The sequence below is a fragment of the Caldicellulosiruptor hydrothermalis 108 genome (assembly GCF_000166355.1).
In the GTDB taxonomy this organism is placed as follows: Bacteria; Bacillota; Thermoanaerobacteria; order Caldicellulosiruptorales; family Caldicellulosiruptoraceae; genus Caldicellulosiruptor; species Caldicellulosiruptor hydrothermalis.
In genome coordinates this window covers 2,005,927-2,031,231 of sequence record NC_014652.1, presented here as the reverse complement: position 1 = coordinate 2,031,231, position 25,305 = coordinate 2,005,927, and the positions used below count along the sequence as shown (strand labels likewise).

21 protein-coding genes and 1 riboswitch are annotated in these 25,305 nt (G+C 37.2%); of the genes, 18 read left to right on the top strand and 3 right to left on the bottom strand.

The annotated features are described in order from the left end of the window. Positions 1-195 precede the first annotated feature (195 nt). The 10 genes from CALHY_RS10065 to CALHY_RS10015 all read left to right on the top strand — a co-directional run bounded on the left by CALHY_RS10065 (position 196) and on the right by CALHY_RS10015 (position 10,524). Positions 196-396, top strand: a complete 201-nt coding sequence (locus CALHY_RS10065; protein WP_013403845.1) for a type II toxin-antitoxin system VapB family antitoxin — start codon at positions 196-198, stop codon at positions 394-396. Continuing rightward, on the top strand, positions 393-791 hold the full coding sequence (gene vapC / locus CALHY_RS10060; RefSeq protein ID WP_013403844.1) for a type II toxin-antitoxin system VapC family toxin: 399 nt from the start codon (positions 393-395) through the stop codon (positions 789-791). Before CALHY_RS10065 ends, vapC begins: the two co-directional genes overlap by 4 nt. A 95-nt stretch (positions 792-886) precedes the next feature. Then, a riboswitch (SAM riboswitch) is annotated at positions 887-1,011 on the top strand. Positions 1,012-1,125: 114 nt separating this feature from the next. Continuing rightward, complete coding sequence (gene metK, locus CALHY_RS10050) at positions 1,126-2,316, top strand: methionine adenosyltransferase (protein WP_013403843.1); 1,191 nt, start codon at positions 1,126-1,128, stop codon at positions 2,314-2,316. Positions 2,317-2,400: 84 nt separating this feature from the next. After that, entirely contained in the window at positions 2,401-2,805 is a 405-nt protein-coding gene (locus CALHY_RS10045) for a TIGR04086 family membrane protein (RefSeq protein WP_013403842.1), read from the top strand. Between the two features lie 126 nt (positions 2,806-2,931). Then, a complete protein-coding gene (locus CALHY_RS10040) occupies positions 2,932-3,516 on the top strand; it encodes a hypothetical protein (RefSeq protein ID WP_013403841.1) in 585 nt (194 codons plus the stop codon). Positions 3,517-3,563: 47 nt separating this feature from the next. Then, the gene (gene recJ / locus CALHY_RS10035) at positions 3,564-5,960 is read left to right on the top strand and encodes a single-stranded-DNA-specific exonuclease RecJ (RefSeq protein WP_013403840.1); all 2,397 of its coding nucleotides are present in this window, start codon (positions 3,564-3,566) and stop codon (positions 5,958-5,960) included. 21 nt (positions 5,961-5,981) lie between these two features. Continuing rightward, positions 5,982-6,422, top strand: a complete 441-nt coding sequence (locus tag CALHY_RS10030) for an NfeD family protein (protein ID WP_013403839.1) — start codon at positions 5,982-5,984, stop codon at positions 6,420-6,422. Between the two features lie 14 nt (positions 6,423-6,436). Then, positions 6,437-7,372 (top strand): SPFH domain-containing protein, encoded by a 936-nt coding sequence (locus CALHY_RS10025; RefSeq protein ID WP_013403838.1) that lies wholly within the window; start codon positions 6,437-6,439, stop codon positions 7,370-7,372. A gap of 27 nt (positions 7,373-7,399) precedes the next feature. After that, positions 7,400-7,759, top strand: coding sequence for a YlbF family regulator (locus CALHY_RS10020; RefSeq protein WP_013403837.1), 360 nt, complete (start codon positions 7,400-7,402; stop codon positions 7,757-7,759). Between the two features lie 32 nt (positions 7,760-7,791). Then, on the top strand, positions 7,792-10,524 hold the full coding sequence (locus tag CALHY_RS10015) for a UPF0182 family membrane protein (protein WP_013403836.1): 2,733 nt from the start codon (positions 7,792-7,794) through the stop codon (positions 10,522-10,524). A gap of 39 nt (positions 10,525-10,563) precedes the next feature. On the opposite strand, the gene CALHY_RS10010 is transcribed toward CALHY_RS10015, so the two are convergent. Further along, entirely contained in the window at positions 10,564-11,874 is a 1,311-nt protein-coding gene (locus CALHY_RS10010) for an APC family permease (RefSeq protein WP_013403835.1), read from the bottom strand. Positions 11,875-12,265: 391 nt separating this feature from the next. Here CALHY_RS10010 and CALHY_RS10005 point away from each other — a divergent pair, with 391 nt between their 5' ends. Both CALHY_RS10005 and CALHY_RS10000 read left to right on the top strand, forming a co-directional pair. After that, positions 12,266-13,552, top strand: coding sequence for a class II aldolase/adducin family protein (locus CALHY_RS10005; RefSeq protein ID WP_013403834.1), 1,287 nt, complete (start codon positions 12,266-12,268; stop codon positions 13,550-13,552). Between the two features lie 25 nt (positions 13,553-13,577). Then, complete coding sequence (locus tag CALHY_RS10000; protein ID WP_013403833.1) at positions 13,578-14,627, top strand: class II aldolase/adducin family protein; 1,050 nt, start codon at positions 13,578-13,580, stop codon at positions 14,625-14,627. A 59-nt stretch (positions 14,628-14,686) separates the two neighbouring features. Here CALHY_RS10000 and CALHY_RS09995 read toward each other — a convergent pair whose 3' ends face one another. After that, a complete protein-coding gene (locus CALHY_RS09995) occupies positions 14,687-15,988 on the bottom strand; it encodes a PHP domain-containing protein (protein WP_013403832.1) in 1,302 nt (433 codons plus the stop codon). 28 nt (positions 15,989-16,016) lie between these two features. Beyond that, positions 16,017-16,796: a sorbitol-6-phosphate dehydrogenase gene (gene srlD / locus CALHY_RS09990; protein WP_013403831.1), complete on the bottom strand. Its 780-nt coding sequence runs from the start codon at positions 16,794-16,796 to the stop codon at positions 16,017-16,019. 206 nt (positions 16,797-17,002) lie between these two features. On the opposite strand from srlD, the gene CALHY_RS09985 reads away from it, so the two are divergent. The 6 genes from CALHY_RS09985 (at position 17,003) to CALHY_RS09960 (ending at position 25,295) form a co-directional block, all read left to right on the top strand. Continuing rightward, on the top strand, positions 17,003-18,268 hold the full coding sequence (locus CALHY_RS09985; protein ID WP_013403830.1) for a zinc-binding dehydrogenase: 1,266 nt from the start codon (positions 17,003-17,005) through the stop codon (positions 18,266-18,268). 45 nt (positions 18,269-18,313) lie between these two features. Beyond that, positions 18,314-19,024: a lipoyl(octanoyl) transferase LipB gene (lipB, locus tag CALHY_RS09980; RefSeq protein WP_013403829.1), complete on the top strand. Its 711-nt coding sequence runs from the start codon at positions 18,314-18,316 to the stop codon at positions 19,022-19,024. Next, positions 19,021-19,896, top strand: a complete 876-nt coding sequence (lipA, locus tag CALHY_RS09975) for a lipoyl synthase (RefSeq protein WP_013403828.1) — start codon at positions 19,021-19,023, stop codon at positions 19,894-19,896. Before lipB ends, lipA begins: the two co-directional genes overlap by 4 nt. Before the next feature lie 148 nt (positions 19,897-20,044). Next, positions 20,045-21,406: a dihydrolipoamide acetyltransferase family protein gene (locus CALHY_RS09970; RefSeq protein ID WP_013403827.1), complete on the top strand. Its 1,362-nt coding sequence runs from the start codon at positions 20,045-20,047 to the stop codon at positions 21,404-21,406. Between the two features lie 26 nt (positions 21,407-21,432). Further along, positions 21,433-22,797 carry a dihydrolipoyl dehydrogenase gene (gene lpdA, locus CALHY_RS09965; RefSeq protein WP_041723436.1) on the top strand — a complete coding sequence of 455 codons (1,365 nt, stop codon included), beginning with the start codon at positions 21,433-21,435 and terminating at the stop codon, positions 22,795-22,797. Between the two features lie 26 nt (positions 22,798-22,823). Beyond that, complete coding sequence (locus tag CALHY_RS09960) at positions 22,824-25,295, top strand: alpha-ketoacid dehydrogenase subunit alpha/beta (protein WP_013403825.1); 2,472 nt, start codon at positions 22,824-22,826, stop codon at positions 25,293-25,295. Positions 25,296-25,305 lie beyond the last annotated feature (10 nt).

Genomic DNA, 25,305 nt, shown 5'->3' with positions numbered 1-25,305 from the left:
TTTAGTAAAAAAATAGAAAGTCAGCTGGTAATTTTGCCAAACCCATTTTAATTAGTTATACACTTATTTTACATGTTTTCTTAAAAATTATTTAGCGCAAAAAGTTTCCTACAGACTCTTGACACCGTTATGGGAGAGTGAGAGATTGACAATTATCCCTATGTGTATTAAGATACACATAGGGAGGTGTATAAAATGAGAACAAATATTTTTATTGATGAAAATTTATTAAAGAAAGTGATGGAGATTGCTGGGGTAAAAACAAAAAAAGAAGCAGTTGAGATTGCCTTGAGGGAGTACTTAGAAAATCACACACGAAAGAATTTGTTAGAGTTAAAAGGCAAAATAATGTTTGCAGAAGATTATGATTATAAAAGGATGAGGGCAGGGCAATGATTTTAGTTGACACTTCTGTGTTGATAGACTTTTTTAAGGGAAATACAAACGAAAAAGTAGAAAAGTTTGAATGGATATTGAAAAATAAAATACCATTTGGGATTACTCATTTAATTTATCAGGAGATTTTACAAGGTGCTAAAGATGAAAAAGAGTTTGAGCTGTTGAAGGAATATTTGAGCACTCAACAATTTTATGAATTGACAAAAGGGAAAAAATCGTATGAAGAAGCAGCGCTGCTCTACTTTAAGTGTAAGAAAAGAGGTATAAACCTTAGAAGTACTGTAGATGTGATAATAGCCCAGATAGCTATTGAAAATAATCTTTACTTACTTCACAATGACAGAGATTATTTTAAAATTGCTGAAGTTGAAAATAGATTAAAAGAGTACTGAATGTAATAACATTTCCGGTTGACAATGCCCTTTTGTTTTGTTAATATTAATGAGGCAAATTTAAAAAATTGAATATGGTGAATATGAGAAGGTTATCCTTATCAAGAGAGGTGGAGGGAAAAAGGCCCGATGAAACCCGGCAACCGGCAAAGCTTTTAGCTTTGCAACGGTGCCAACTCCGTCAGAAAGCAGAATATCCTGGCTTTCTGAGAGATGAGGATAAAACTTTTGCAAAAGAAAGTTTTGCCTCTTCTTTTCAGAAGGGGCTTAAATTTTTTGGTATTTTTAAAAAAACAAAAAGTTTTTATTTTACTTAAAAGGAGGTAAAAAGCAGATGAGAAAGCTATTTACGTCAGAGTCAGTAACAGAGGGTCATCCTGACAAGATCTGTGACCAGATTTCAGATGCTGTTTTGGATGCGATATTGGAAAAAGACCCATACGCAAGGGTTGCATGTGAGGTTGCAGTAACAACAGGTCTTGTTTTGGTTATGGGTGAGATTACAACAAAATGCTATGTAGACATACCAAAGATAGCAAGGGATACAATAAGAGAGATTGGCTATACACGTGCAAAATATGGATTTGATGCTGACACATGTGCTGTTATAACATCAATTGACGAACAGTCACCTGACATTGCAATGGGTGTTGACAAAGCTTTAGAGGCAAAACTGGGTGAAATGACAGAAGATGAGATAGAGGCAATTGGTGCAGGGGATCAAGGTATGATGTTTGGATTTGCATGCGATGAGACGCCAGTTTTGATGCCAATGCCAATCTATCTTGCACACAAGCTTGCAAGAAGACTTGCTTATGTGAGAAAGGAAGGTATTCTGCCTTATCTTCGTCCAGATGGCAAGACTCAGGTCACAGTTGAGTATGAAGATGACAGACCTGTTCGAGTTGACACGGTGGTTGTATCCACACAGCACAGCCCCGAGGTTACACATGCTCAGATAGAGGCAGATGTTATTGAGCATGTTATAAAACCTGTGATTCCAGAGGATATGCTTGACAAGAACACAAAGATTTTTGTAAATCCTACAGGAAGATTTGTGATTGGTGGACCTCAAGGCGACTCTGGCTTGACGGGAAGAAAAATTATTGTTGACACATATGGTGGATATGCACGCCACGGCGGTGGTGCTTTTTCTGGTAAAGACCCGACAAAGGTTGACCGCTCGGCAACATATGCTGCAAGGTATGTTGCAAAGAACATTGTTGCATCAGGACTTGCTAAAAAATGTGAGGTTCAGGTATCCTATGCGATAGGTGTTGCAAGACCACTTTCAATCAGGGTTGACACATTTGGCACGGGTAAAATCAGTGATGAGAAGATTGCTGAGATTGTAAAGAGAGTATTTGATTTGCGACCTGCTGCAATAATCAGAGACTTGGACTTGAGACGTCCTATCTACAAGCAGGTTGCTGCATATGGTCACTTTGGAAGAGAAGATTTGGACCTTCCATGGGAGAGAACTGACAAGGTTGATATAATACTCAAAGAAGCTCAGAATATTTAAAATTCTTGAAGAGTAGTTCTAACTTTTTCAAACCTTTAATAATGTTTATTAGAGCTTGTTTTGGATAAAATTTATGGTAAGTAAATGGATAGAAAGAATCCAGATGTGTCCCTTTATCAATATATATGGGTCATAGTAAAGTCTCTGTTCATGGTTTGTTTGCTGATACTTGTTATATCTATTTTTGTGATGTATTTTTCTATGCCAGACAAGATTGCTCTTTTTCTCACGCTATTTTCTATGTTTGTGGGGATAGCATTTTCTGGGTATGAGGCAGCAGCTATGTCACAGAGCAGAAAAAAAGTGGCAGCGTTTTTGGTTTCATTTTTTGTTGCAGGTATACTTTTTATTTTGAGCATTGTGTTTAAAAAAAATTTTAGTGTTTCAAAATACCACTTGTGTATAATTCTCATTGGCCCTGTGTTGGGATTTTTAATGGGAGCGCTCAGTTCAAACAAAGTAAGAAAAACAAGGGTAAAGAGAAGGTGAAATTAGGTAAAATTTTCTTTCCCCTTTTGCTAAAAAAGCGAAAGGGGATTTATTTTTTTGCCTTTGAGTTCATTATGATATATAATAAATTCAAGGAAAAAATTAATCTTTTTGGGGGAAAAGATAATGAGACAAAGGATTGCATATCTTGTCAGCAGCCTTTTTACAGTTCCTATGGTAGCACTACTTGTTTTTACTATCATGTGGTTTGATAATAGCGAAGAAAACTTTAACGGGAATTTCTACTACTATCTAAATTCGATATTCTTTTTCACCATAATTCCCCTTTGTGCATACATTGTTGCAAGAAGTTTTCCAAAGTTTAAGGCCGGGGGAAGAGAAGTTGAGAGAAAACTTGCGTTTGTGTTCGGAATAGTTGGGTATGTGCTTGGAAATATAAGTTTAATGTTTATCAAAAAACCAACAAGGGCAATGATAGGACTTTATTTATCATATCTTATCTCAGCCTTGATTTTAGCGTTTGTAAACAAAGTCTTGAAATTCAAAGCAAGTGGTCATGCATGTGGAATTACCGGTCCGATTGTTGCAATAAACTTTATTGCGGGGATAAAGATGATTTATTTGGCTTTGCTCATTCCTCTTGTCATGTGGTCAAGGCTTGTGCTAAAAAGACATGATACAAAACAGCTTTTAGCGGGTGCTGCCACCTCTTTTTTTGTAACGCTCATAATAATGATTTGGATATATTGAGTTTCTTAAAAAGTTATTTTCTGCATCTGAGGGGGATTTTTTGAAGTATGATTTTTCAGAAGAAGAGATGGATTTTAAAGGATAACAATAACATTGAAAATATGGATATTGAAATTGATGGCAGAAAGATTAAACCTCAAATTATAAAGGTTTTGAACAATAGAGGTGTACAGGAAAAAGAAGAAATAGAAAGGTTTTTAAATCCTTCACTGAAAAATCTCCACAATCCATTTCTTTTGCCTGATATGAAAGAAGCAGTTAAAATCATAAACCAAGCTATTTTGCACAAAAATAGGGTGCTCATATATGGTGATTATGACTGCGATGGAGTTACAAGTACATATTTGCTTTATTCAGCTTTGAGAAATTTCTTGCCCACAACATATTATATTCCCAATAGATTTAAAGATGGATATGGGCTCAATCTTGATGTTTTAAAGAAACTGGAAGGTAAGTTTGACCTGCTTATTACTGTTGACACAGGCATCAGTAGCCACAATGAAGTGAAGTATCTTAAAGAAAAAGGGAAAGAGGTTATAATCACAGACCATCATGAACCGAAGGAAGTTTTGCCAGATGCTGATGCTGTGATAAATCCAAAAAGGAAAGATAGCACTTATCCTTTCAGGGATTTGGCGGGTGTTGGGGTGGCGTTTAAACTTTTACATGCACTTAAAAACTCAGGGGTAAATCTTAAACTGTCTGAGTATCTTGATGTTGTTGCGATTGGTACAATTGCAGATGTTATGCCACTCGTTGATGAAAACAGGATTTTTGCAAAGTTCGGGCTTAAGGTTTTAAAAAATACGAAAAATGTTGGACTAAAGAAGCTCATAGAAGTAGCTGGACTTTCGTCAAAAGAGGAGCTGAAACCCTATGATGTATCATTTATAATAGGTCCAAGACTCAATGCCGCTGGGCGAATTTCTGATGCGAATTTGGCTGTGTCACTTCTTTTAGAGCAGGATGTTATAAAGGCAGAGAGCATCGCAAAAAAACTTGACGAGGAGAATAGAAAGCGTCAGGAAATAGAAGAAAAAACAATTAAAGAAGCCCAGGGTTTAATTGCTAAAAATAAGAGTATTTTGAAGAAGAAGATATTTGTTCTTAGCAATAGTTCGTGGCATGCTGGAGTTGTTGGGATAGCTTCTTCAAAAATCACAGAAAAGTATTACAGACCTTCTCTTTTGCTGACACTCGCTGACGAGGGTGTTTTAAAAGGTTCAGGAAGGTCAATTAAAGGTTTTAACTTGTTTGAAGCACTCAGAAACTGTGCAGAAATTTTGCTCAAGTTTGGTGGTCATGAACATGCAGCAGGTCTTTCACTTCCTGTTGACAATGTTGACAAACTTGACGAGATTTTAAACTCAATTGCACAGGATTATCATTTTATGATATTCAAGCCGGCAATTGAAGTTGACCTTGTGCTCTCTTTAAATGAGATTGATGATGAACTTATCGACCAGGTTTATCTTTTAGAACCGTTTGGGGTTGGGAATCCTGAACCTACTTTTTTGATTAAAAATCTTGTTGTGGAGAATTTTAGGTTCATGGGTGATGGCAACAAATACTACAAATTTTTTGCTGGCAACTCAACAAAATATGATGTTGTGTGCTTTTCCAACTTGGAAGATGAAGATGAGCTGATTTCAATGAAAAAGGTTGACATTGTTTGCAAGCTCGAAAAAAATCTTTTTAACAGTGTGAGAAAAAATCAGTTCAATATCATTGACATCTGTGAAAATATTAGTTTTGGGGTGGTAAAGGACCTATATAATAATTTGAAGACTGTAAGAAATAACCACTCAAGCTTTCAGAGATATAAAGTGAAAAGAGGCAGCTTGCAGGAGATAGAAAGCAGAAGGTGTATCTTTGTAGCTTTTTGGCCGCACATTGTTCTTAATTTTTTGAAATTTTTAAAGGGAGAAGATGTGGAGGGTGAGTTTTTTGAATTTTTAAACAAACAAGGTAGAATAATTCAGCATCAAAGTAGTCTCAAAGAGGTGTATTTTGACGATATCTTTGCAACAAGGCTTGATAAGCTAAATTCCATTATGGATGAGGCAGATTTAGTTGTTGCTCTTGATATGCCTTCTTATCAGTATGTCAAAAACTTTTATCAATATGCTAACATTCTTTTGATTGACCTTGATAACAAATTTGATGAATTTTCACTGCAGATAAATGAAGAATGTGTTAATGTTTATAAAACACTGAGGGACTGTGAGTTTATATCTTACAATTTTTCGGGTATATATGAATCAGACCCATTTTTGAAGGTAGTAAAATTGCTTTTTATTGTCCAAATGTTTGAAGAGGCAGGTCTCATTTTAGCAGAGGTTACTCACGAGGGAATTGAGGTAAAAGAGTTTTTTAAAACACAAGAAAAGGTGAACCTAAAATCTACAAAGGTGTACAGCTTTTACAGAACATTGAAAGGATAAAAGATGAAAGGGGGAGTTTTGTTGAATGTAGGCGTTTATGACTTTATATGGCTTGGGATTGCTCTTGCGTTTTTGATTGCTGATACGTTTATAGGCTTTGTTTTGTTCCCAATTTATATATCAGCCTTTGCTGTTTTTATTCTTGACTTGTTTATCAACAATATTGCACTTGAAGTAGGGATATTTATTGTTCTGACAGTTACTATTTTCTTAATTTTCAAGCCCAAGATAAAAAGGTTTCTTCAGAATATGCCAAAAATAGAAAATAAAAGTTTTGTATCTGTGGGTGATGAATTTTTTGTTGAGGAAGTATCTGAGGATGGATATTTTGGTAAGATAAAAAAAGACGGGATATTTTATAATATCTACAGTCAAAAGAAGCTTCAAATAGGGGATAAAGTCAGGGTTACAAAGGTAGATGGGCTAAAAATCTTTGTTGAAAAAATTGAGGATAAGGTATAAGGAGGGGAAAGTAAATGCCAACAATTGGCTGGGTAATACTTGTTGTGGGACTATTTTTAATATTCTTCTTCTCAAGCATCAAGGTTGTCAGGACAAAATACTGCTATGTTGTTGAAAGAATTGGACAGTTTCACAGGGTTTTGGAACCTGGTGTTCATATCATCATTCCGTTTATTGATAACGTCAGAGCAAAGGTAAATATGCAGGAACGAATTCTTGATGTCCCGCCACAGGATGTGATTACAAAGGATAACGTCAGGATAAAGATAGACTCTGTTGTGTTTTTTGAAGTATTTGACGCTAAGATGTGTACTTACAACATTCAAAACTATCAGGCAGCGATTATGTATTCAGTGCTCACTAACTTGAGAGATGTTGTTGGTAACATGACACTTGACGAGATATTTTCATCAAGAGAAGTAATTAACTCAAGGCTCACATCTGTTTTGGACCAGATAACAGATAATTATGGTGTTAAGGTTAAAAGGGTTGAAATAAAAGATATTATTCCGCCAGCAGAAATTACCCAGGCAATGGAAAAGCAGATGAAAGCAGAGCGAGACAAAAGAGCAATGATTTTGGAAGCAGAAGGTGTAAGGGAAAGCGAGATTGCAAAGGCAGAAGGGTATAAGCAGGCGCTTATAAAGAGAGCTGAGGGTGAAAAGCAGCAGAAAATTTTGCAGGCAGAAGGTCAGGCTCAGGCAATAGAGATGGTAGCTAAGGCTCAGGCAAATGCTATTGCATATGTCAACAGGGCAATAAAAGAAAGTGGAACAGATGCGGTTGTGCTTGCGATGAGACAGATTGAGGCTGCAATTGAGATTGCTAAAAATCCGGCAAATAAAGTATATATCCCAACAGATGCGTTCAAAAATCTTGGAACTCTCATTGGCGCTTCTGAGCTAATAAGAACAAATGATAATACAAACTCTCAATCATCATCACAATAAAAAATGAGGAGAGGTGAAAAACCAAAGATGAGAAATATATATGACATTGCATATGAACTTGCCACTGCTTTGAAGGAGTCAAACGAATTTAAAAGGTTTAAAGCTGCAAAAGAAAAGATTGAAAAGGATGAAAAGCTAAAACAGATGATTTCTGATTTTAAAAAGAAACAGTTCGAACTTGAACAAAAGCGCCTCAAGGGTGAGGAAGTTACAAGCTCTGACGTGTATTCCTTGCAGCAGCTTTATCAGATAATATCTTTAAATCCAGATATAGAAGAGTACCTTTCTGCTGAGATGATGCTGGCAAAGATAATTGCTGACATTTCAAAAATCATTGCCGACAGTATTGAGCTTAAAGATGAGCTATGGGGATTTGCAGATAAATAAGTAAAAACAAAAGCGAGGGGATTTGTTCGAAGATGGCAGATAGAATAATTTATGATTATAAAAGAGAAAAGACAAAGAGAGTTTTGAAAAGAATAGGATTTGTATTAGCACTGCTGATTTTGGTTGTAATTGTATTTTCAATTGTGTTTGATTTGTTTTTGGAACTAATTCAGATAAGAGAGATTGGCAAGAATTTTGTCAGTGTATTCTGGAAAAATTTTTATGTAAAACTTTCTGTGCAGATAATTTCTTTTGTTATACTGTTCTTTGTGTTTTTTATTAACAATGCAATTGTGAAAAAGAATGTAGAAAGAATTGTAGGGAAAATTGGTTTTTTAAAGAAAAACATTCTTAACATAATTCTTTCGCTTTTCTTGGCGCTTGTGACAAGTAAATATTTAGAGAACAATCTCTATATAAAGTTTTTAACATTGACACATTCTAAACCTTTTAATATCAAAGACCCAATTTTCAAAAAAGACATAGGTTACTATGTGTTTGAAAGACCATTTTTTCTGACTGTGGTGAATTTCCTCTTTTTCTTGATGATATTTGTATGTATATACACTGTGGTGCTATATTTGCTTCTTTACACAGCTTCATTTGTTAGCAGAACAAGTTCGTGGGATATTCTATCTGACAAAAAGGTCAGGTCTCATATATTTTTCAATCTTATACTCATATTTGTTGTCAAAATATTCACTTTAAAGTATGAAATGGAAGGGCTTTTATACTCTTTCTTTGGAGAGGTTGTCGGTGTTGGATACACAGACTATTATATTAGAATGAACTACTTTAAGATCTCCTATATAGTCTTGGCTGCAGTTATTGTGCTGAGTATTTACTTTTTTGCAAAAGGAAAGTACACAAACATCGGAAAAGTTATGCTTTCTTATGTTGGATGGGCAGTTTTGGGGACCATAATTTCAGCAGGTTTTCAGTACTTTGTTGTATCACCAAACGAACAGGTATATGAAAGGCCATTTTTAGAGAAGAATATAAAGTTTACACGTCTTGCTTACAATTTAGAAAACATCGAAGAGAGATATTTTCCTGTGGACACATCAAATAATATAACAGCAAAAGATTTGCAGCAAAATAAAGCAACAGTTGAAAATATAAGGATAACAGATTTTCCAACTACCTTGGATATACAAAACCAGATTCAGCGGTTTAAACAATATTATATCTTCAATGACGCAGACATTGCAAAATACACCATAAACGGCAGGATAAAATCGGTGTTTATCTCTGCAAGGGAGATAAACTACGAGGGCATTCCTACAAAGACATATATAAACCAGAAATTCCAGTATACCCATGGTTACGGCGTTGTTATGAGTCTTATGACAGAGGTGCCACCAGAAGGTCAGCCAAAGTTCATTATAAAGGATATTCCGGTAAAAAGCTTAGATGGTGCACCAAAGGTTACCCAGCCGCGCATATACTATGGAGAAAAGACAGACCCGTATGTAATAGTCAACACAAAGGTTGATGAGATAGATTACCCGGAAGGTGATTCAAACAAGCTCTACAGATACACTGGTCAGGGCGGAATAAAACTCACACCGCTAAACAGGCTGATATTTTCATATGTATACAAAGATTTTAGGCTTCTTGTTTCCTCTGCGATAAATTCAAACAGCAAACTTCTTATAAACAGAAACATTGTTCAAAGAGCAAAAAAGGTTGCACCGTTTTTGGAGTTTGACTCTGACCCGTATATCCTGATTGATGGGAAAGGCCGTTTAGTGTGGGTTTTAGATGCGTATACAAAGACAGGTTATTTTCCATATTCAGAGCCAACCGAAGAAGGTTTTAATTACATTCGAAACTCTGTAAAGGTTTTAATTGATGCGTACAATGGTACCTTGAAATTCTACATTGTGGACAAAAACGACCCGATTGTAAATGTCTACAGAAGCATATATCCTCACCTTTTTGAAAGAGGAGACATTCCAAAGGATATTGCCGAGCACATACGATATCCGGAGTATATCTTCACTGTCCAGGCAAACATCTTGAAAAGATATCACATGACCAATCCTAATGTGTTCTACAACAAAGAAGACTTGTGGGATTTTGGGAAGCACAAAACGCCTGACGGGTCCATTGACTACATTCCGCCGTATTACAGTGTAATGAAACTTCCAGATTCGCAACAAGAAGAAATGATTTTGATGGTGCCATTTACCCCGCTAAAATACAATACAATGATTGCATGGCTTGCAGCCAAAAGTGACCAGGAAAATTATGGCAAGCTTGTGCTTTACAAGTTTCCGAAAGGCTCAACTGTATATGGCCCGCTCCAGGTAGAGAATATGATTGACCAGGACCCGCAAATCTCAAAAGATTTGTCTCTTTGGAATCAGGGAGGTTCTAAGGTAATAAGAGGAAACTTGTTGGCGTTACCTATAAACCAGAAGATTTTATATATCGAACCCATATATATTGCATCTGACAACGCATCAGCTTTGCCAGAGGTAAAAAGAGTGATTGCTGCCTGCAACGGCAAAGTTGTAATGGGAAGCAGCTTAAGTGATGCTCTTTCACAGCTGATTGGACAGCAGCTTGCACAGACTACCCAAGAGCTACAAACGCCGCAGCAGCAACAAGGTACTCAGGAGCTTCAGAACTTTTCGCAGCAGCTTTCAAAATTAAAAGGCATATTTGAGGATGCTAAAAAAGCTTTGCAGGAAGGCAACTGGGAAGAATTTGGGAGGAAGTTCAAAGAACTTGATGAAATGATGAAAAATATAAAATAAAAGGAAAGGCTCTTTGTGTGGATGCCCTCACGAAGAGCCTTATTTTTTTATTTTCTTCTTCACAAATAGAAAATATACAGGCAGGCCAAGTAAAGTAATTAAAATAGAAAAAATTGAGTCTGTAGGGTTTAAGAATATGTTGTTTACAAGAATGTACAAACCACTGAAGATAGCAACAAGTGGGGTTATAGGATACAAAAATGTATTGTACCCTTCCTTGTTTTTTCCTTCTCTTTTTCGCTTGATAAATATTCCAATAAAAAACAGAACATAGAATATCCACGTTGAAAACATGGCAAGATCTGTGAGCCTGTTAAAGCTTCGTGTGAAAATATACAAGAGCGAGAGAATATAAACAAGTATGCTTGAGTTCACAGGTGTTGCAAAACGAGGATGAAGCTTTGAAAATACATTGTTTACAATAAATCGCTGATTTGTTGCCATGGCATAAGGAATTCTTATACCTGTCAGGGCAAAACCATTTAAGGTTCCAACAATGGAAATAATTATACCAAGTGATATTAGAACCTTTCCAATTTGACCGAATAACTTTTCAGAAATAAGGTTTATAGCGTTTTCAGCTGTTGCAAGCTTTCCAATTCCAATGACATTAATGTAAGCAATGTTTACAAGAAGATAAACCACTATGACAAATAACATTCCGAATATGAGCACCAAAACCAGATTTTTTTTGGCATTTTTCATCTCTCCAGCAACATTTGGCACAGAGAGCCAGCCATCGTAAGCCCACAGTGTAGATAAAACTGCAAGTCCGAAATTTTTTGTAAAATGTCCATAAGATGCAAAATTTTCAGCTTCAATAGGTCTTATGAGACCAAAAAGAATAATCAGAAAAAGGGGTATTAGTTTTAAAACTGTTGCCAAAAGCTGAAGAGCTCCACCATATTTGTTGCCTATAACATTGATTATAACTATTGCTGTCAAGATACTCAAAACTAAAATATCATGTACCATCTGATTTGCATTTAACATACTTGATACTTGGTCTGCAAACAAAACAGATAATGCAGAGAGTATGGCCGGTGTATAAATTAGAGTGTTCATCCAGCCAAACAAAAAAGAAATTTCATTTCCATAAATCTTTTCAAGATAGACATAAAGCCCGCCTGTGTGAGGATATCTTGCTGAAAACTCAGCAGCAACAAGGGCACCGCACAGTGACATAACTCCACCCAAAAGCCATGCAAAAAAAATAAAAGCAAAACTTCCAGAGTACTTTGCAACAGGTGTTGCTTTGAAAAATACCCCTGAACCAATTACCATTCCCACAACTAAGGACAGTGCCATCCAGATGTTTAGATTTTTCTTAAGAAGAATATTACTTTCCATCTTGCGCCCCCTTTTTGAAGAAGCTATTTCAAAAGCTGCATAAGCTTTGTCGCATTTAGCTAAAAATATAGCACACGAAAAATCTCTGCGCAAGAGAAATATTATTGTCGTGAAGCTTTCTGGCAGTGGTTTGTTTTGAAATAATTTTTGTATATTTTTAATAATCTCATAACAATTTGTAGATTAAATTAACAATTTGGTTAGTTTAAATTTTAAATAAATCATAGTGACAAAATATCTGAGTTGTATTATAATAATTAATAAAAGACATCAAAATCAAATATAAAAACACATAAAAACAAAACTATTTAACTTCAGCTTCAAAAATCAAGCACAATTAAACATAAAAACAAAATTGCACAAATATCAGTTGTGGAGAGGAGCGTAAATTATGAATTTTGAACTACTACATCCAGCCGACCAGATAGTTATGATAATGGAAAGGATATACGGCTATGGTATGACAACAACGTCTGGTGGCAATATATCAATTAAAGACGACAACGGCGATATCTGGATTACACCCTCTGGCATAGACAAAGGAAGTTTAAAAAGTAGCGACATCGTCCAGGTAAAAGAAGATGGAGAGATTATTGGCAAGCACAAGCCTTCTGTTGAACTTCCGTTTCACGAAATGATATACCGGGCAAGGCCTGATATAAAAGCAATAATTCATGCGCACCCACCGGCGATTATGGCATTTTCGCTTGCACGCAAAATTCCAAATACAAAACTGATTCCGAATGTTCATCTCATATGCGGCGAAGTTGAGCTTGTTGACTATGCTTTGCCGGGAAGCACTGAGCTTGGTCAAAAGATAGCTGATACATTCAAAAAAGGGGTATCAACAGCTGTTTTGGCAAACCACGGGATTGTTGTAGGTGCAGAAAACCTTTTCAAAGCGTTTATGGCGTTTGAAACGCTTGATTTTTGTGCTCAGCTTGAGATAAGAGCAAAGCTTATTGGTGAGCCAAAACCACTCAGACCCAAAGACATTGAGATTTCAAAAGCAAAACAGGATATTCAAATGGATGAGTTCATTCCAAAAACATATTCAAGTTTCGAAAGACTGTCAAGAAAGAAGATGTGTGAACTTATCCACAGGGCATATGACCAGAGACTTTTTACAAGCACGCAAGGAACATTTTCCCAAAGGCTTAGCAGCAATTCTTTTATTATCACACCATACATGGTGGATAGAAAATACATCCAGCCAGAGGATATTGTAAGAATAGAAAATGGGTACAAGGAGGCTGGGAAAAGGCCGAGCAGGTCAGTGCTGTTGCACAAGTATATCTATGAAAAGCATCCTGATGTCAACGCGATAATAATTGCTCATCCGCCAAACATAATGGCTTTTGCAGTGACAGAAAATGAGTTTGATTCAAAAACAATACCCGAAACTTATATTTCTCTCAGAAACGTTAAGAAAATTCCGTTTGGTTCATCGTTTATGCAGCCAAAAATGACTGCAGATGTGTTTTCTAAGGAGACTCCAGCTGTGATTGTTGAAAATGACTGTGTAATTGTTGTTGGTAAAGACCTTTTAGATGCATTTGACAAACTTGAGGTGCTGGAGTTTACTGCAAAGGCTATCATAGATGCAAAGAGGTTGGGTGATGTTGTGCTAATAAGCCAAGAAGAAATTGAAGAGATAGAAAGAGCATTTAAACTGTGAAAAATATTTTGAAAGGGATGATGAGATGGAAAGAAATAAAACCTTACAAGAGCTTGTATGGCTGTGCCAGAAAATTGGCAGAAAGATTGACTATGTTCAGGGTGGCGGGGGAAATATTTCTGTAAAGCTTGATTCTCAGTATATGGCAATAAAAGCCTCTGGTTTTAGGCTTGACCAAGTGACAGAAGAAGACGGGTATGTAATTGTAGACTATCAAAAAATAAAAAGCTTTTATGAGAATGTAAATCTTTCACAGAACAAAGACTACGAAAAAGAAAGTCTTGAAATTGCTCAAAAAAGTAGTTTAAGTTTTTCTGGGAAAGTTTTAAGACCATCAGTGGAAGTAGGGTTTCACTCTGTACTTGATAGATACGTCATCCACTCTCATTCTGTATATGCTAATATCTTGGCTTGTTCATGTGAAGGCAGGCAGCTTTGCTACCAAATATTTAAAGATAAAAATTTTAACTTTATCTGGATACCTTATATCAATCCTGGTTTTTCATTGACCATTGAAATTGCAAACCAGCTTAGAAGCCTGCCAGCTGAAGATAAAAGGCCAAAGGTAATCTTCATGGAAAATCATGGACTTATTGTGTCTTCAGATAATTTGAAAGAAGTCTATGAGGTGCATGAAAGGGTTAACCTTTTGATAAAAAGGTGGTTCAAAATAAGAGGACGATATCCTTCTTGTGTGCTAAAACAAATTGGTGATAACAGATACCAGAGCAGAACAAGGTTTATCTTGGATTTTATAAAGTCAGAAAAGTTTGAATTTGAACTATTTGAAAAATATCCTCTTTATCCTGACCAGCTTGTTTATATAAACTCAAGTCTGTATGCAGAAAATCCAAAGATAGAAATAGATTTACAAAGAGGCAGAGTTATATACAATGCAGCCTATTCAGAAGCGCTTGCAACTGAAGAGACTTTGCTTGCTTATCTTTATGTGATAACTAAAATAAACAAGTTTAGTCTTACTATAAAAACTATGTCACAGAATGAAATGGAATATATCAAAAACTGGGAGAGTGAAAAATATAGAAAAGAACTATTAAAGAAAATGGCAAAATAAGAAGGCAACAAGTAGGCACAACTGCTTGTTGCCTTTTAATATGGTAAAAAGTATCATTTTTAATCTGATTTTGACCACATTTTAAGACCAATATTTTTAAAATATTCAATTCTGTCTCTTAAATTTGGAAATTTTTCTTGCATTTTATCTGAAAAAAATCCAAGTTCTTTGTCCTCTGTTGCCATTATTTCATGTCCAATCAAAGCCCATGTAGTATCTATCAAATGTTTAAACTCATCCTGTTTTAATGCTTCACATATAAAACTTTGGCGGGGTGAGTTTATGTCTTCACCGCTTATCTGAAGAAAGTCATATTTTTCACATAAGTTTTTTACTCTTTTGAGCTGAGAAAGAGTATTTCTTGACGGCATGTATGTCACTGCTTTTATGCCAAGCTCATCCAAAACCTCAAACAAAAGCTCAAGATAATCATCTTCAAATTTTTCACTTCTTTTATCGCCTGTGACAGATTCAACAACATCACCAAGGTATGCGTATGCAATTATTGCACCTATCTTATGTGAAAACTCTACAACCTCTTTTATGTCAGGGCACTCATCTGTGGCATTTATATAGAACTTTGGAGTAAAATCGCTCTTGAGAAGACCTAACAGGTCATATTCATAAAAAGGGTTTTGCTCATCGCTGAGAAAACCTTCTACCTTCTTACTAATCTCAATTTTCAATTCATCTTTAAGAAAATTTATCAATTTTTTTCCCTTGCCAACTCTTTCGATGAGTTTTTTTGCAAGAGCAAAAAGTATGTGTCTTTCTGTGACAGTGCCACCTTCTTTATATTTTGAAATACTCACAACATCCTTTTCAAAATCCAAAGCAATTTCATACTTTGAAAGAAGACTATTGATGTTTTCCACCATCAGCCTATTTCTTTTCATCCTTATTTCGATATACGGCTTGAAAAAGTTCATTACAGTTTCAATTTGGTTATGTGGAATTCCATGAATTGCAACATAAGCAATAGAATGCTGGTCAGGATTATTTATCTTTTTGCCAGAAAGCAAGGTTTTTGAAAAGTCAGCTCTGCACTCAACACCAATTGTTGTTGCAATACCTGCTATTTTCCCGGCAGAGATAAATTCTTCACTGCCTGCTATGGTGTCATGGTCCATTATACCTGCTGTCGGAAGACCGCTTTTTGCCGCCATGTAGATTGCCTTTGAAGGAGAGTATGGTGAAAATGAGTAGAATGTATGTATGTGATTGTTAATGACACTACTTTTTGGTAGCAATGAAATCTTGCCTTGCCTGACAAGCTCAAAAAACTTTAAAAGAGATTCAAGTCTTCTCTCCTTATCTTCATGATTTAGTTCTTTTTCAAGCTCAAACTCAACTTGTGCCATGTTTCAAATCTTTCTCCTTTTTAAAGATTTATCTCATTTCCTGACCACCTGTTACATTTATAGCCTGCCCTGTCATGTAGCTTGCCTCATCAGATGCTAAAAATACGAGCACATTTGCAACATCGTCATATGTGCAGGCGCGCCTGAGTGGTACTTGGCTCAAATACTTTTCTCTTATCTGTTCTGGTGTAAGTCCTTGATTTTTGGAGTACTGCTCATAAAGGCTGTTTACCCACAAAGGTGAATCAAGCAGATTTCCCGGGCATATTGCGTTTACTCTTATCCCGTACTCTGCAAGCTCAAGTGCTAAGCTCTGTGTAAGACCAATTCCACCAAACTTTGATGCAGAGTATGCAGAGTTTTTGTATGATCCTTTCTTTCCGGACTTACTATTTATCTGGATTATATTTCCTTTTCGGCGTGGAATCATAACCCTTGCTGCGGCTCTTGCGCACAAGAAATATCCAATGAGGTTTACATCGATTACCTTTTTCCACTCAGCAAGTGAAAATTCTGTAATAGGCTTTGCAATCAGTATTCCGGCATTTGCAACCATCAAATCAAGCTGGCCAAAAGTTTCAATTGTCTTGTCGACCATTGCTTCGACATCTTGTTCGTTTGTAACATCACACTTTACAGCAATAGCTTCGGATAGCTCGCTTGCAACTTTTTGAGCACCTTCCAAATTTATATCTGCAACAACAACCTTACAACCTTCCTTGTCAAGTCTTCTTGCTAAAGCCTCGCCAAGCCCCTGGGCAGCTCCTGTAACAATCGCAACCTGTCCCTCTAATCGTTTGCAGCTCATATTATAGTACCCCCTTTGATATTGTTTTAACATGTTGTCTTTTTGCTCTATCTAAAATAAATTATACAATACATGTTGTGTTTGTGTCTATATCAATTTGATTTATTTTTGACTTTATTGATTTTTTAGCCAAGATGTATTATCATTATCTTATAACAACCCTGATGTTATAGGTAAGATTTTGATTTGTAAAGGAGGATATAAAAATGAAGACAAAAGCTGTGAGATTATATGGAAAAAACGATTTGAGACTTGAAGAATTCGAGCTTCCACCAATAAGAGAAGACGAAATCCTGGCAAAAGTAATTTCTGATAGTCTTTGCATGTCATCTTACAAGGCAGCAATTCAAGGAAGTGAGCACAAAAGAGTACCAAAAGACATAGATAAAAACCCGGTTATAATAGGCCATGAATTTTGCGGGCAGATAATAGAAGTGGGTAAAAAGTGGCAGGATAAGTTCAAGCCAGGTGACAAATTCACGGTTCAGCCTGCGCTGAACCTCAAAGATAATCCGTATGCAGCACCGGGATATTCGTTCCAGTACATTGGTGGTGATGCGACATACATCATTATTCCGAATGAGGTGATGGATCAAAACTGTCTTTTAAAGTATGAGGGTGATGCATTCTTTTACGGCTCACTGGCAGAGCCAATGTCGTGCATTATTGGTGCATTTCATGCAAGCTATCATACCCAGCCCGGCAAGTATATACACAAAATGGGTACATTAGAAAACGGTTTTATGGCAATCTTAGCAGGTGCTGGTCCAATGGGGCTTGGGGCTATTGACTATGCTGTGCACGGACCTAAACCACCAAAGCTGCTTGTTGTGACAGATATAAACCAGGAAAGGTTAGATAGAGCAGCCTCAATATATACTCAAGAGGATGCTAAAAAGCATGGTGTTGACCTTTATTATGTCAATACTGCCAATATAGATAATGTTGAGAATTATCTTCTTTCATTTACTGATGGCAGAGGCTTTGACGATGTTTTTGTCTTTGCACCAGTCAGAGAACTTGTTGAACTTGCAGACAGGATTCTTGCAAGAGATGGGTGCCTAAACTTTTTTGCAGGACCGAGCGACCCCAATTTTTCAGCACTTTTGAACTTTTACAATGTCCACTACAACTCAACTCACGTTGTTGGAACAAGTGGTGGCAATACCGATGACATGATTGAAGCGCTTGATTTGATGGCAAAAGGTATCGTCAACCCCGCTGCAATGATTACTCATATTGGAGGACTTAATTGTGTGGCGCAAACAACTCTAAATCTTCCCAAAATCCCTGGCGGGAAAAAGCTTATATACACAAACATAGAGCTTGACCTTGTGGCAATAGAAGATTTCAAAGAAAAAGGCAAAGAAAATCCTCTTTTTGCAGAGCTTGCAAAGATTGTTGAAAGAAATAATGGTCTTTGGTGCAAAGAGGCAGAAGATTTTCTTTTAGAAAATGCTAAAAAGATTTGACAGTTAAAATTGGATATTGGCAAGGATGAAAGGAAGATATGCAAAGTGTGTATAAATGTTTGTTATTTAGAAAAGGTAGACTATCAGGAAGCTCTTTCAATTCAAGAGAGCATTTGGTCTTTGAGGGTTGAAAAAAAGATTGGTGACATACTGCTGCTGCTTGAACATCCACCTGTTATCACAATAGGAAGACGTGGCAGTAGGAAAAACATCCTTGTGTCAGAGGAATTTTTAGAGAAAATGGGTGTCAAGGTGTTTGAGGTAAGCCGTGGTGGGGATGTGACATACCACGGTCCTGGTCAGCTTGTTGGGTATCCAATTTTTGATTTGGCTTTGACAGATAGAGACATAAAAAAGTTTGTGTATCTTTTAGAAGAGGTTTTTATAAGGCTTTTAAAAGACCAATATGCAGTTGAAGCGCGCAGGGATGAAGATAAATACACGGGTGTTTGGGTTGGCAATGACAAGATAGTTGCTATAGGTATAGCAGTTAAAAAGTGGGTAACCATGCACGGGTTTGCTTTCAATGTAAATACAAATCTTGAACACTTTTCGTGGATTATCCCGTGCGGACTGAAAGATAGAGGCGTTACATCCTTAGAAAGACTGATTGGAAGTACAATTCTGTTTGAAGATGTGGTTGATAAGGTTCAGACTTATTTTGGAAAGGTTTTCGGCAGGAGTTTGAATATCTTGGACAAAGAAGAGCTTTTCAATTTGCTAAAAATTCAAACACAAGAAGGTATGGAAAGATGAGCTATCTAAAAAAGCCTGATTGGCTGAAGATAAGAGTAAAGGCAGATCAAAAAATAGATGATGTCATAGAAATTTTAAAAATGTTTTCTCTTCACACGGTGTGTGAAGAAGCTCAGTGTCCAAACATTTATGAGTGTTTTTCAAAAAAAACTGCTACATTTTTGATTATGGGAGATGTATGCACAAGAAACTGCACATTTTGTGATGTCAAGAAAGGGAAACCTGTGAAGTTAAATAGTGATGAGCCTAAGATGGTTGCAAATGCTGTAGGTGCATTGGGACTAAAGTATGTTGTTATAACCTCTGTTACAAGGGATGATTTGCCAGATGGTGGAGCTTCTCACTTTGCAGAGTGCATAAGAAGCATAAAAGGAAAAAGCCCACACACAAAGATTGAGGTTCTAATTCCTGACTTTAAAGGTAGTTTTGAATCAGTTTCAAAAGTTGTAGAAGCTTCACCCGATGTTGTTGCACACAACATAGAGACCATCGAAAGGTTATATCCCTGCGTAAGACCTTTGGCAAGTTATAAAAGGTCGCTTGATGTCTTGAGGATGGTAAAAGAGATTGATAAGAATATATTTACAAAATCGGGTATCATGGTTGGACTTGGTGAGACAAAAGATGAAGTTAAAAAGGCGCTTGAAGACTTAAGAAAAGCAGAGTGTGATTTTGTAACAATAGGACAATACCTATCCCCTTCCAAAAATCACCATCCTGTTGTTGAGTTTGTTCATCCAGATGTCTTTGAAGAGTACAAAGAATTTGCAATTTCAATAGGATTTAAGTTTGTTATGTCAGGTCCTCTTGTGAGAAGTTCATATATGGCAGAGGATGCAAAAGATATAATTGAAAATATCCGCAAAATATGAAATTAAAAAGACAAAAATCAAAATAACATTGACAAAAAACAAACAAAATGATACTATTAAATTGGAGATGAAAAAAGTTAACATGATAGATGAAAAAATATATCAAACATATTGAAACAAACAAACAGCTCAAATGGAGGTTTTTGATATGGCGGTGCCTGTGATAATGCCCAAGCAGGGGCAGACTGTTGAAAGCTGTATAATTACAAAGTGGCACAAGAAAAAGGGCGATAAGGTGGAGGTTGGCGACCTTTTATTTTCTTACGAGACTGACAAGGCAAGCTTTGATGAGGAAGCAAAGGTAAGTGGTGTGCTTCTTGACATTTTCTTTGAAGAGGGTGAAGAGGTTCCTGTCTTGACAAATGTGTGTGTGATTGGTGAACATGGCGAGAAAGTAGAAAAGTTCAATCCAAAGGCATCTTTGGAATCTAAAAAAGATGAGGTTTTGGATTTACAGGCATCTGACCACGAGGTGCCGATGGAAACTGAAGAAAAAATTCCAAACGCTTCTTTACAAACTGAAGGAAAAATAAAAATTTCGCCTAGGGCAAAGAACTTAGCTGAAAAATTAAATGTTGATTTTAGGTTTGCAAAACCTTCAGGACCGGACGGAAGAATAATTGAAAGAGACATTTTAAAGCTTTTTGAGTCAGGTCCTGTTTTTACAAGTGCGGCAAAGCAGGAAACAAAAGAAATTGACGATGCTAAAGTTTTAGAGCCAACTGGCATTGGTGGTAGAATTACAACTTTTGACATTGAAAGGGCAAAGCAGGAAAGCTATGTCTCAAAAACTTCTGAGTCTTCTGGGCAGAATGTAGAATATGAAGATGTGCCGCTATCTAACATCAGAAAGGCTATCGCAAAGGCTATGTATCTATCACTTACCACAACAGCTCAGCTGACATTACATACATCATTTGATGCATCTAAAGTTCTTGAGTTTAGGAAAAAGGTAAAAGAAAACAGAGAAAAACTGGGACTTGAGGATATCACAATAAACGATATAATCCTTTTTGCTGTCTCAAGGATTTTACCAAAACACAAGTCGCTCAATAGCCATTTTTTGGATAATAAAATGAGATATTTCAAGAATGTTCATCTTGGGTTTGCAGTTGACACAGAGCGTGGTCTTATGGTGCCAACGATATTCAATTGTAACCAAAAGAGTTTGAGCCAAATCTCAAAAGAAGCAAAGGAGCTAATTGCTCTTTGCAAAAAGGGAACCATATCACCAGATCTTTTAAAAGGAGCGACATTCACTGTCACTAACTTAGGAAGCTTTGGCATAGAAAGTTTCACACCTGTCCTAAATCCTCCTCAGACAGGGATTTTAGGTGTAAATTCAATTGTTCAAAGGCCTAAGGAAGAAGATGGACATATAAAATTCTATCCTGCAATGGGGCTATCACTAACATTTGACCACAGAGCGTTAGATGGAGCCGATGCAGCAAGGTTTTTGAAAGATTTAAAGGAGCTTTTAGAAAACTTTGATTTGCTTTTGGCACTCTGAATTATTTAGAGAGGGTGAAAATGCAGATGAAATACGACCTAATAATCATAGGTGGTGGACCTGCGGGGTATCTGGCAGCAGAAAGAGCTTCAAAAGGAGGACTCAAAACGCTCTTGATAGAAGAAAGGTATTTGGGCGGTGTTTGTCTCAACGAGGGGTGTATTCCTACAAAAACACTACTGTACAGTGCAAAGATTTTAGACAGCGCAAAACAAGGTTTTAAATATGGAGTTGAAATACAAAATATTACATTAAACCACAAAAAGGTTCTTGAAAGAAAAGACAAAGTAATAAAAACTCTTGTGACAGGAATAAAAAGTAAGCTCAGAAAAAGCGGTGCTGAAATACTCAGCGGCCATGGAGAGATTTTGGGAAGAAACAGCAAAGGATATATTGTAGCGGTGGGCGATAAAGAATTTGCCACAGATAGGCTCTTGATTGCCACCGGTTCTTCGCCTTTCATTCCACCAATTGAGGGCGTGAAAGAGGGGCTTGAAAGAGGTTTTGTGCTGACCAACAGAGAAATTCTTGAGATTGAAAGTGTGCCAGCATCGATGGTTGTGATTGGTGGGGGAATTGTTGGGCTTGAGATGGCGTCATATTTCAATTCGGCAGGTTCAAAAGTGACTGTGATTGAAATGCTTGACCACATTGGCGGCAGCATGGACAGGGAAATTTCGAATATACTGCTTGAAGCATACAAGAAAAAGGGAGTTGAGTTTGAACTTTCAGCAAGAGTTACTAAAATTGATGACCGAAAAGTGGTGTATGAAAAAGATGGAAAGATTTTCGAAAAAGAGGCAGAGAAAGTTTTGCTGAGCGTCGGAAGAAGACCAAATATAACAGGGTTTGGACTTGAAAACATAGGAGTTGAGGTTGAAAAAGGGTGTGTAAAAACAGATGAGAGAATGAAGACAAATGTTCAAGAGGTGTATGCTGCGGGGGATGTAAATGGAAAGCTCATGCTTGCTCACACAGCATACAGAGAAGCAGAGGTTGCTGTATGGAATATGCTGGGGAGAAAAGTAAAAGTGAACTATGATTCTATTCCTTCTGTTGTATATACAAACCCGGAGGTTGCATGGGTGGGCGAGAGCGAAGAGTCGGCAAAAGAAAAAGCTTTGGAATATGAAGTTGTAAAGCTTCCCATGCTTTACAGTGGGAGGTTTGTTGCCGAAAATGAAGAATTTGACGGGCTTTACAAAATATTGATTGATAGAAAGAAACGAACAATACTTGGCTGTCACATGATAGGAAACTACAGCTCAGAAATAATTTACGGTGTTGGTGTGATGATTGAATCACAACTGAGGGCTGAAGATATAAAGGATATTGTATTTCCACATCCGACGGTTAGCGAAATCATAAGAGAGGTCATATTTGAACTTTAGATTTGTAGGGGAGGTTGATTTTAAAGATGCCAAAGTCACAGTTTATTGACCCGAACGAGGTAAGAAAAAGTGGCTGGATAAAATTTTTTGATATTCCTGTAAACCAGTATAACAAAACCTTAGAAGAGGAGAGACAAAACTTTTCGGATGACCAGCTGATTAGAATTTACAGAGACATGCTTATAATCCGCGAATTTGAAACAATGCTCTCTTTAATAAAAACAACTGGGGAGTACAATGGAATAAAGTATGACTATCCGGGACCGGCACACCTGTCGATTGGTCAGGAAGCAGCAGCGGTTGGCCAGGCTTTTGTGCTTGATAAAGATGACTTTATATTTGGTTCACATAGAAGTCATGGAGAGGTTATAGCAAAAGGCCTTTCAACAATTGAAAAGCTCAGTGACAATGAGCTTTTAAAAATCATGGAGAGCTATTTTGATGGAGCAATACTTAGAGTTGTGGAAGAAAACTTAAAAAATATCTCAAGCATTAAAGAACTTGCAGTCAATTTTTTCTTGTATGGCACGCTTGCCGAGATATTTGGAAGAGAAACAGGCTTCCAAAAAGGTCTTGGCGGGTCTATGCATGTGTTCTTCCCACCATTTGGAATTTACCCGAACAATGCAATTGTTGGCGGGTCTGCTGACATTGCAGTAGGAGCAGCTTTGTTTAAGAAAATCAATAAGAAAAATGGCATTGTTGTTGTCAATATTGGCGATGGTTCGATGGCGTGTGGACCTGTATGGGAGGCTATGTGCCTTGCTTCAATGGACCAATACAAAAAATTGTGGGATGATGAATACAGAGGTGGTCTTCCAATAATCTTCAATTTTATGGACAATCAATATGCTATGGGCGGGCAGACACGCGGCGAGACAATGGGATATGACATGCTTGCAAGAGTCGGAGCAGGTGTTAACCCTGAGCAGATGCATGCTGAGCGTGTTGATGGCTACAATCCACTGGCTGTAATTGATGCAATGAAGAGAAAGAAATACCTGCTGCAACAAAAACAAGGCCCGGTACTTTTGGACATTGTCACATACAGGCTCACAGGCCACTCTCCATCTGACTCATCTTCTTACAGGACAAAAGAGGAGATTGAGGCATGGGCAGCTCAAGACCCAATTGTAACTTATAAGGATGAGTTAATCAAAGCAGGTGTTGTGACAGAAGAAAAGATAGAGGAGATTCAAAGCTATGTGAAAGAGCTTATAACAAGGATATGTGCTCTTGCTGTTGATGAAAATGTTTCGCCAAGAATAAATCTTGTGAAAGACCCTGATGGTATAGCAAGATATATGTTCTCAAACCAGAAGATTGAGAAGATGGAAGACAGAACTCCTGAGGTTTTGATTCCAAAAGAAGAAAATCCGCGCGTAAAACAGATAAAAAACAAAATAAGAGTAGGAATTGTTGACGGAAAACCTGTTCCAAAGGCAAAGGTGTTCAATCTCAGAGATGCAATATTTGAAGCGCTGCTTGACAAGTTCTATACAGACCCAACACTTATCTCATACGGGGAAGACTTGCGCGACTGGGGTGGAGCTTTTGCGGTCTACAGAGGACTTACAGAGTCGCTCCCATACCACAGACTGTTTAACACCTGTATCTCAGAAGGTGCAATAGTTGGGTCTGCAGTTGGATATGGGATGTGTGGTGGCAGGGTTGTTGTGGAGATAATGTACTGTGATTTTATCGGAAGAGCAGGGGATGAGATATTCAATCAGCTTGCAAAATGGCAGGCAATGAGCGCAGGGACATTGAAGATGCCTGTTGTTGTGAGGGTTTCTGTTGGTTCAAAATATGGTGCACAACACTCACAAGACTGGTCTTCTATTGTCTCTCACATTCCTGGACTTAAAGTTGTATTCCCAGCAACACCTTATGATGCAAAAGGTCTTATGAACAGCGCACTGTCTTCTACAGACCCAGTGATATTTTTTGAAAGCCAGAGACTATATGACATTGGAGAGCTTTTCCACAAAGAAGGTGTACCGGAAGGATATTATGAGGTTCCAATTGGCGAACCTGATATCAAAAAAGAAGGTAAGGACATTACAATCCTGACAGTTGGAGCAACGCTGTACAGAGCACTTGATGCAGCCAAAATCTTGGAAGAAAAGTATGGTGTTAGTGCTGAAATCATTGATGCGCGGTCGCTCGTACCTTTTAACTATGAGAAGGTGATTGAATCTGTCAAAAAAACAGGGAAAATTGTGCTGGCTTCTGACGCATGTGCAAGGGGCTCAATTTTGAAAGACATGGCAACAACAATTGCCGACCTCGCATTTGACTATCTTGACGCGCCACCTGTTGTAGTTGGTTCTAAAAACTGGATTGTCCCTGCATACGAATTTGAAAACTATTTCTTCCCGCAAGCTGACTGGATTATTGACGCAATCCATGAGAGGATTATGCCGCTCAAAGGTCATGTGCCAAAGAACAACTTCACAACAAATGAGATTTTAAGGACAAATAGACTTGGTATATAATACTTTTAAA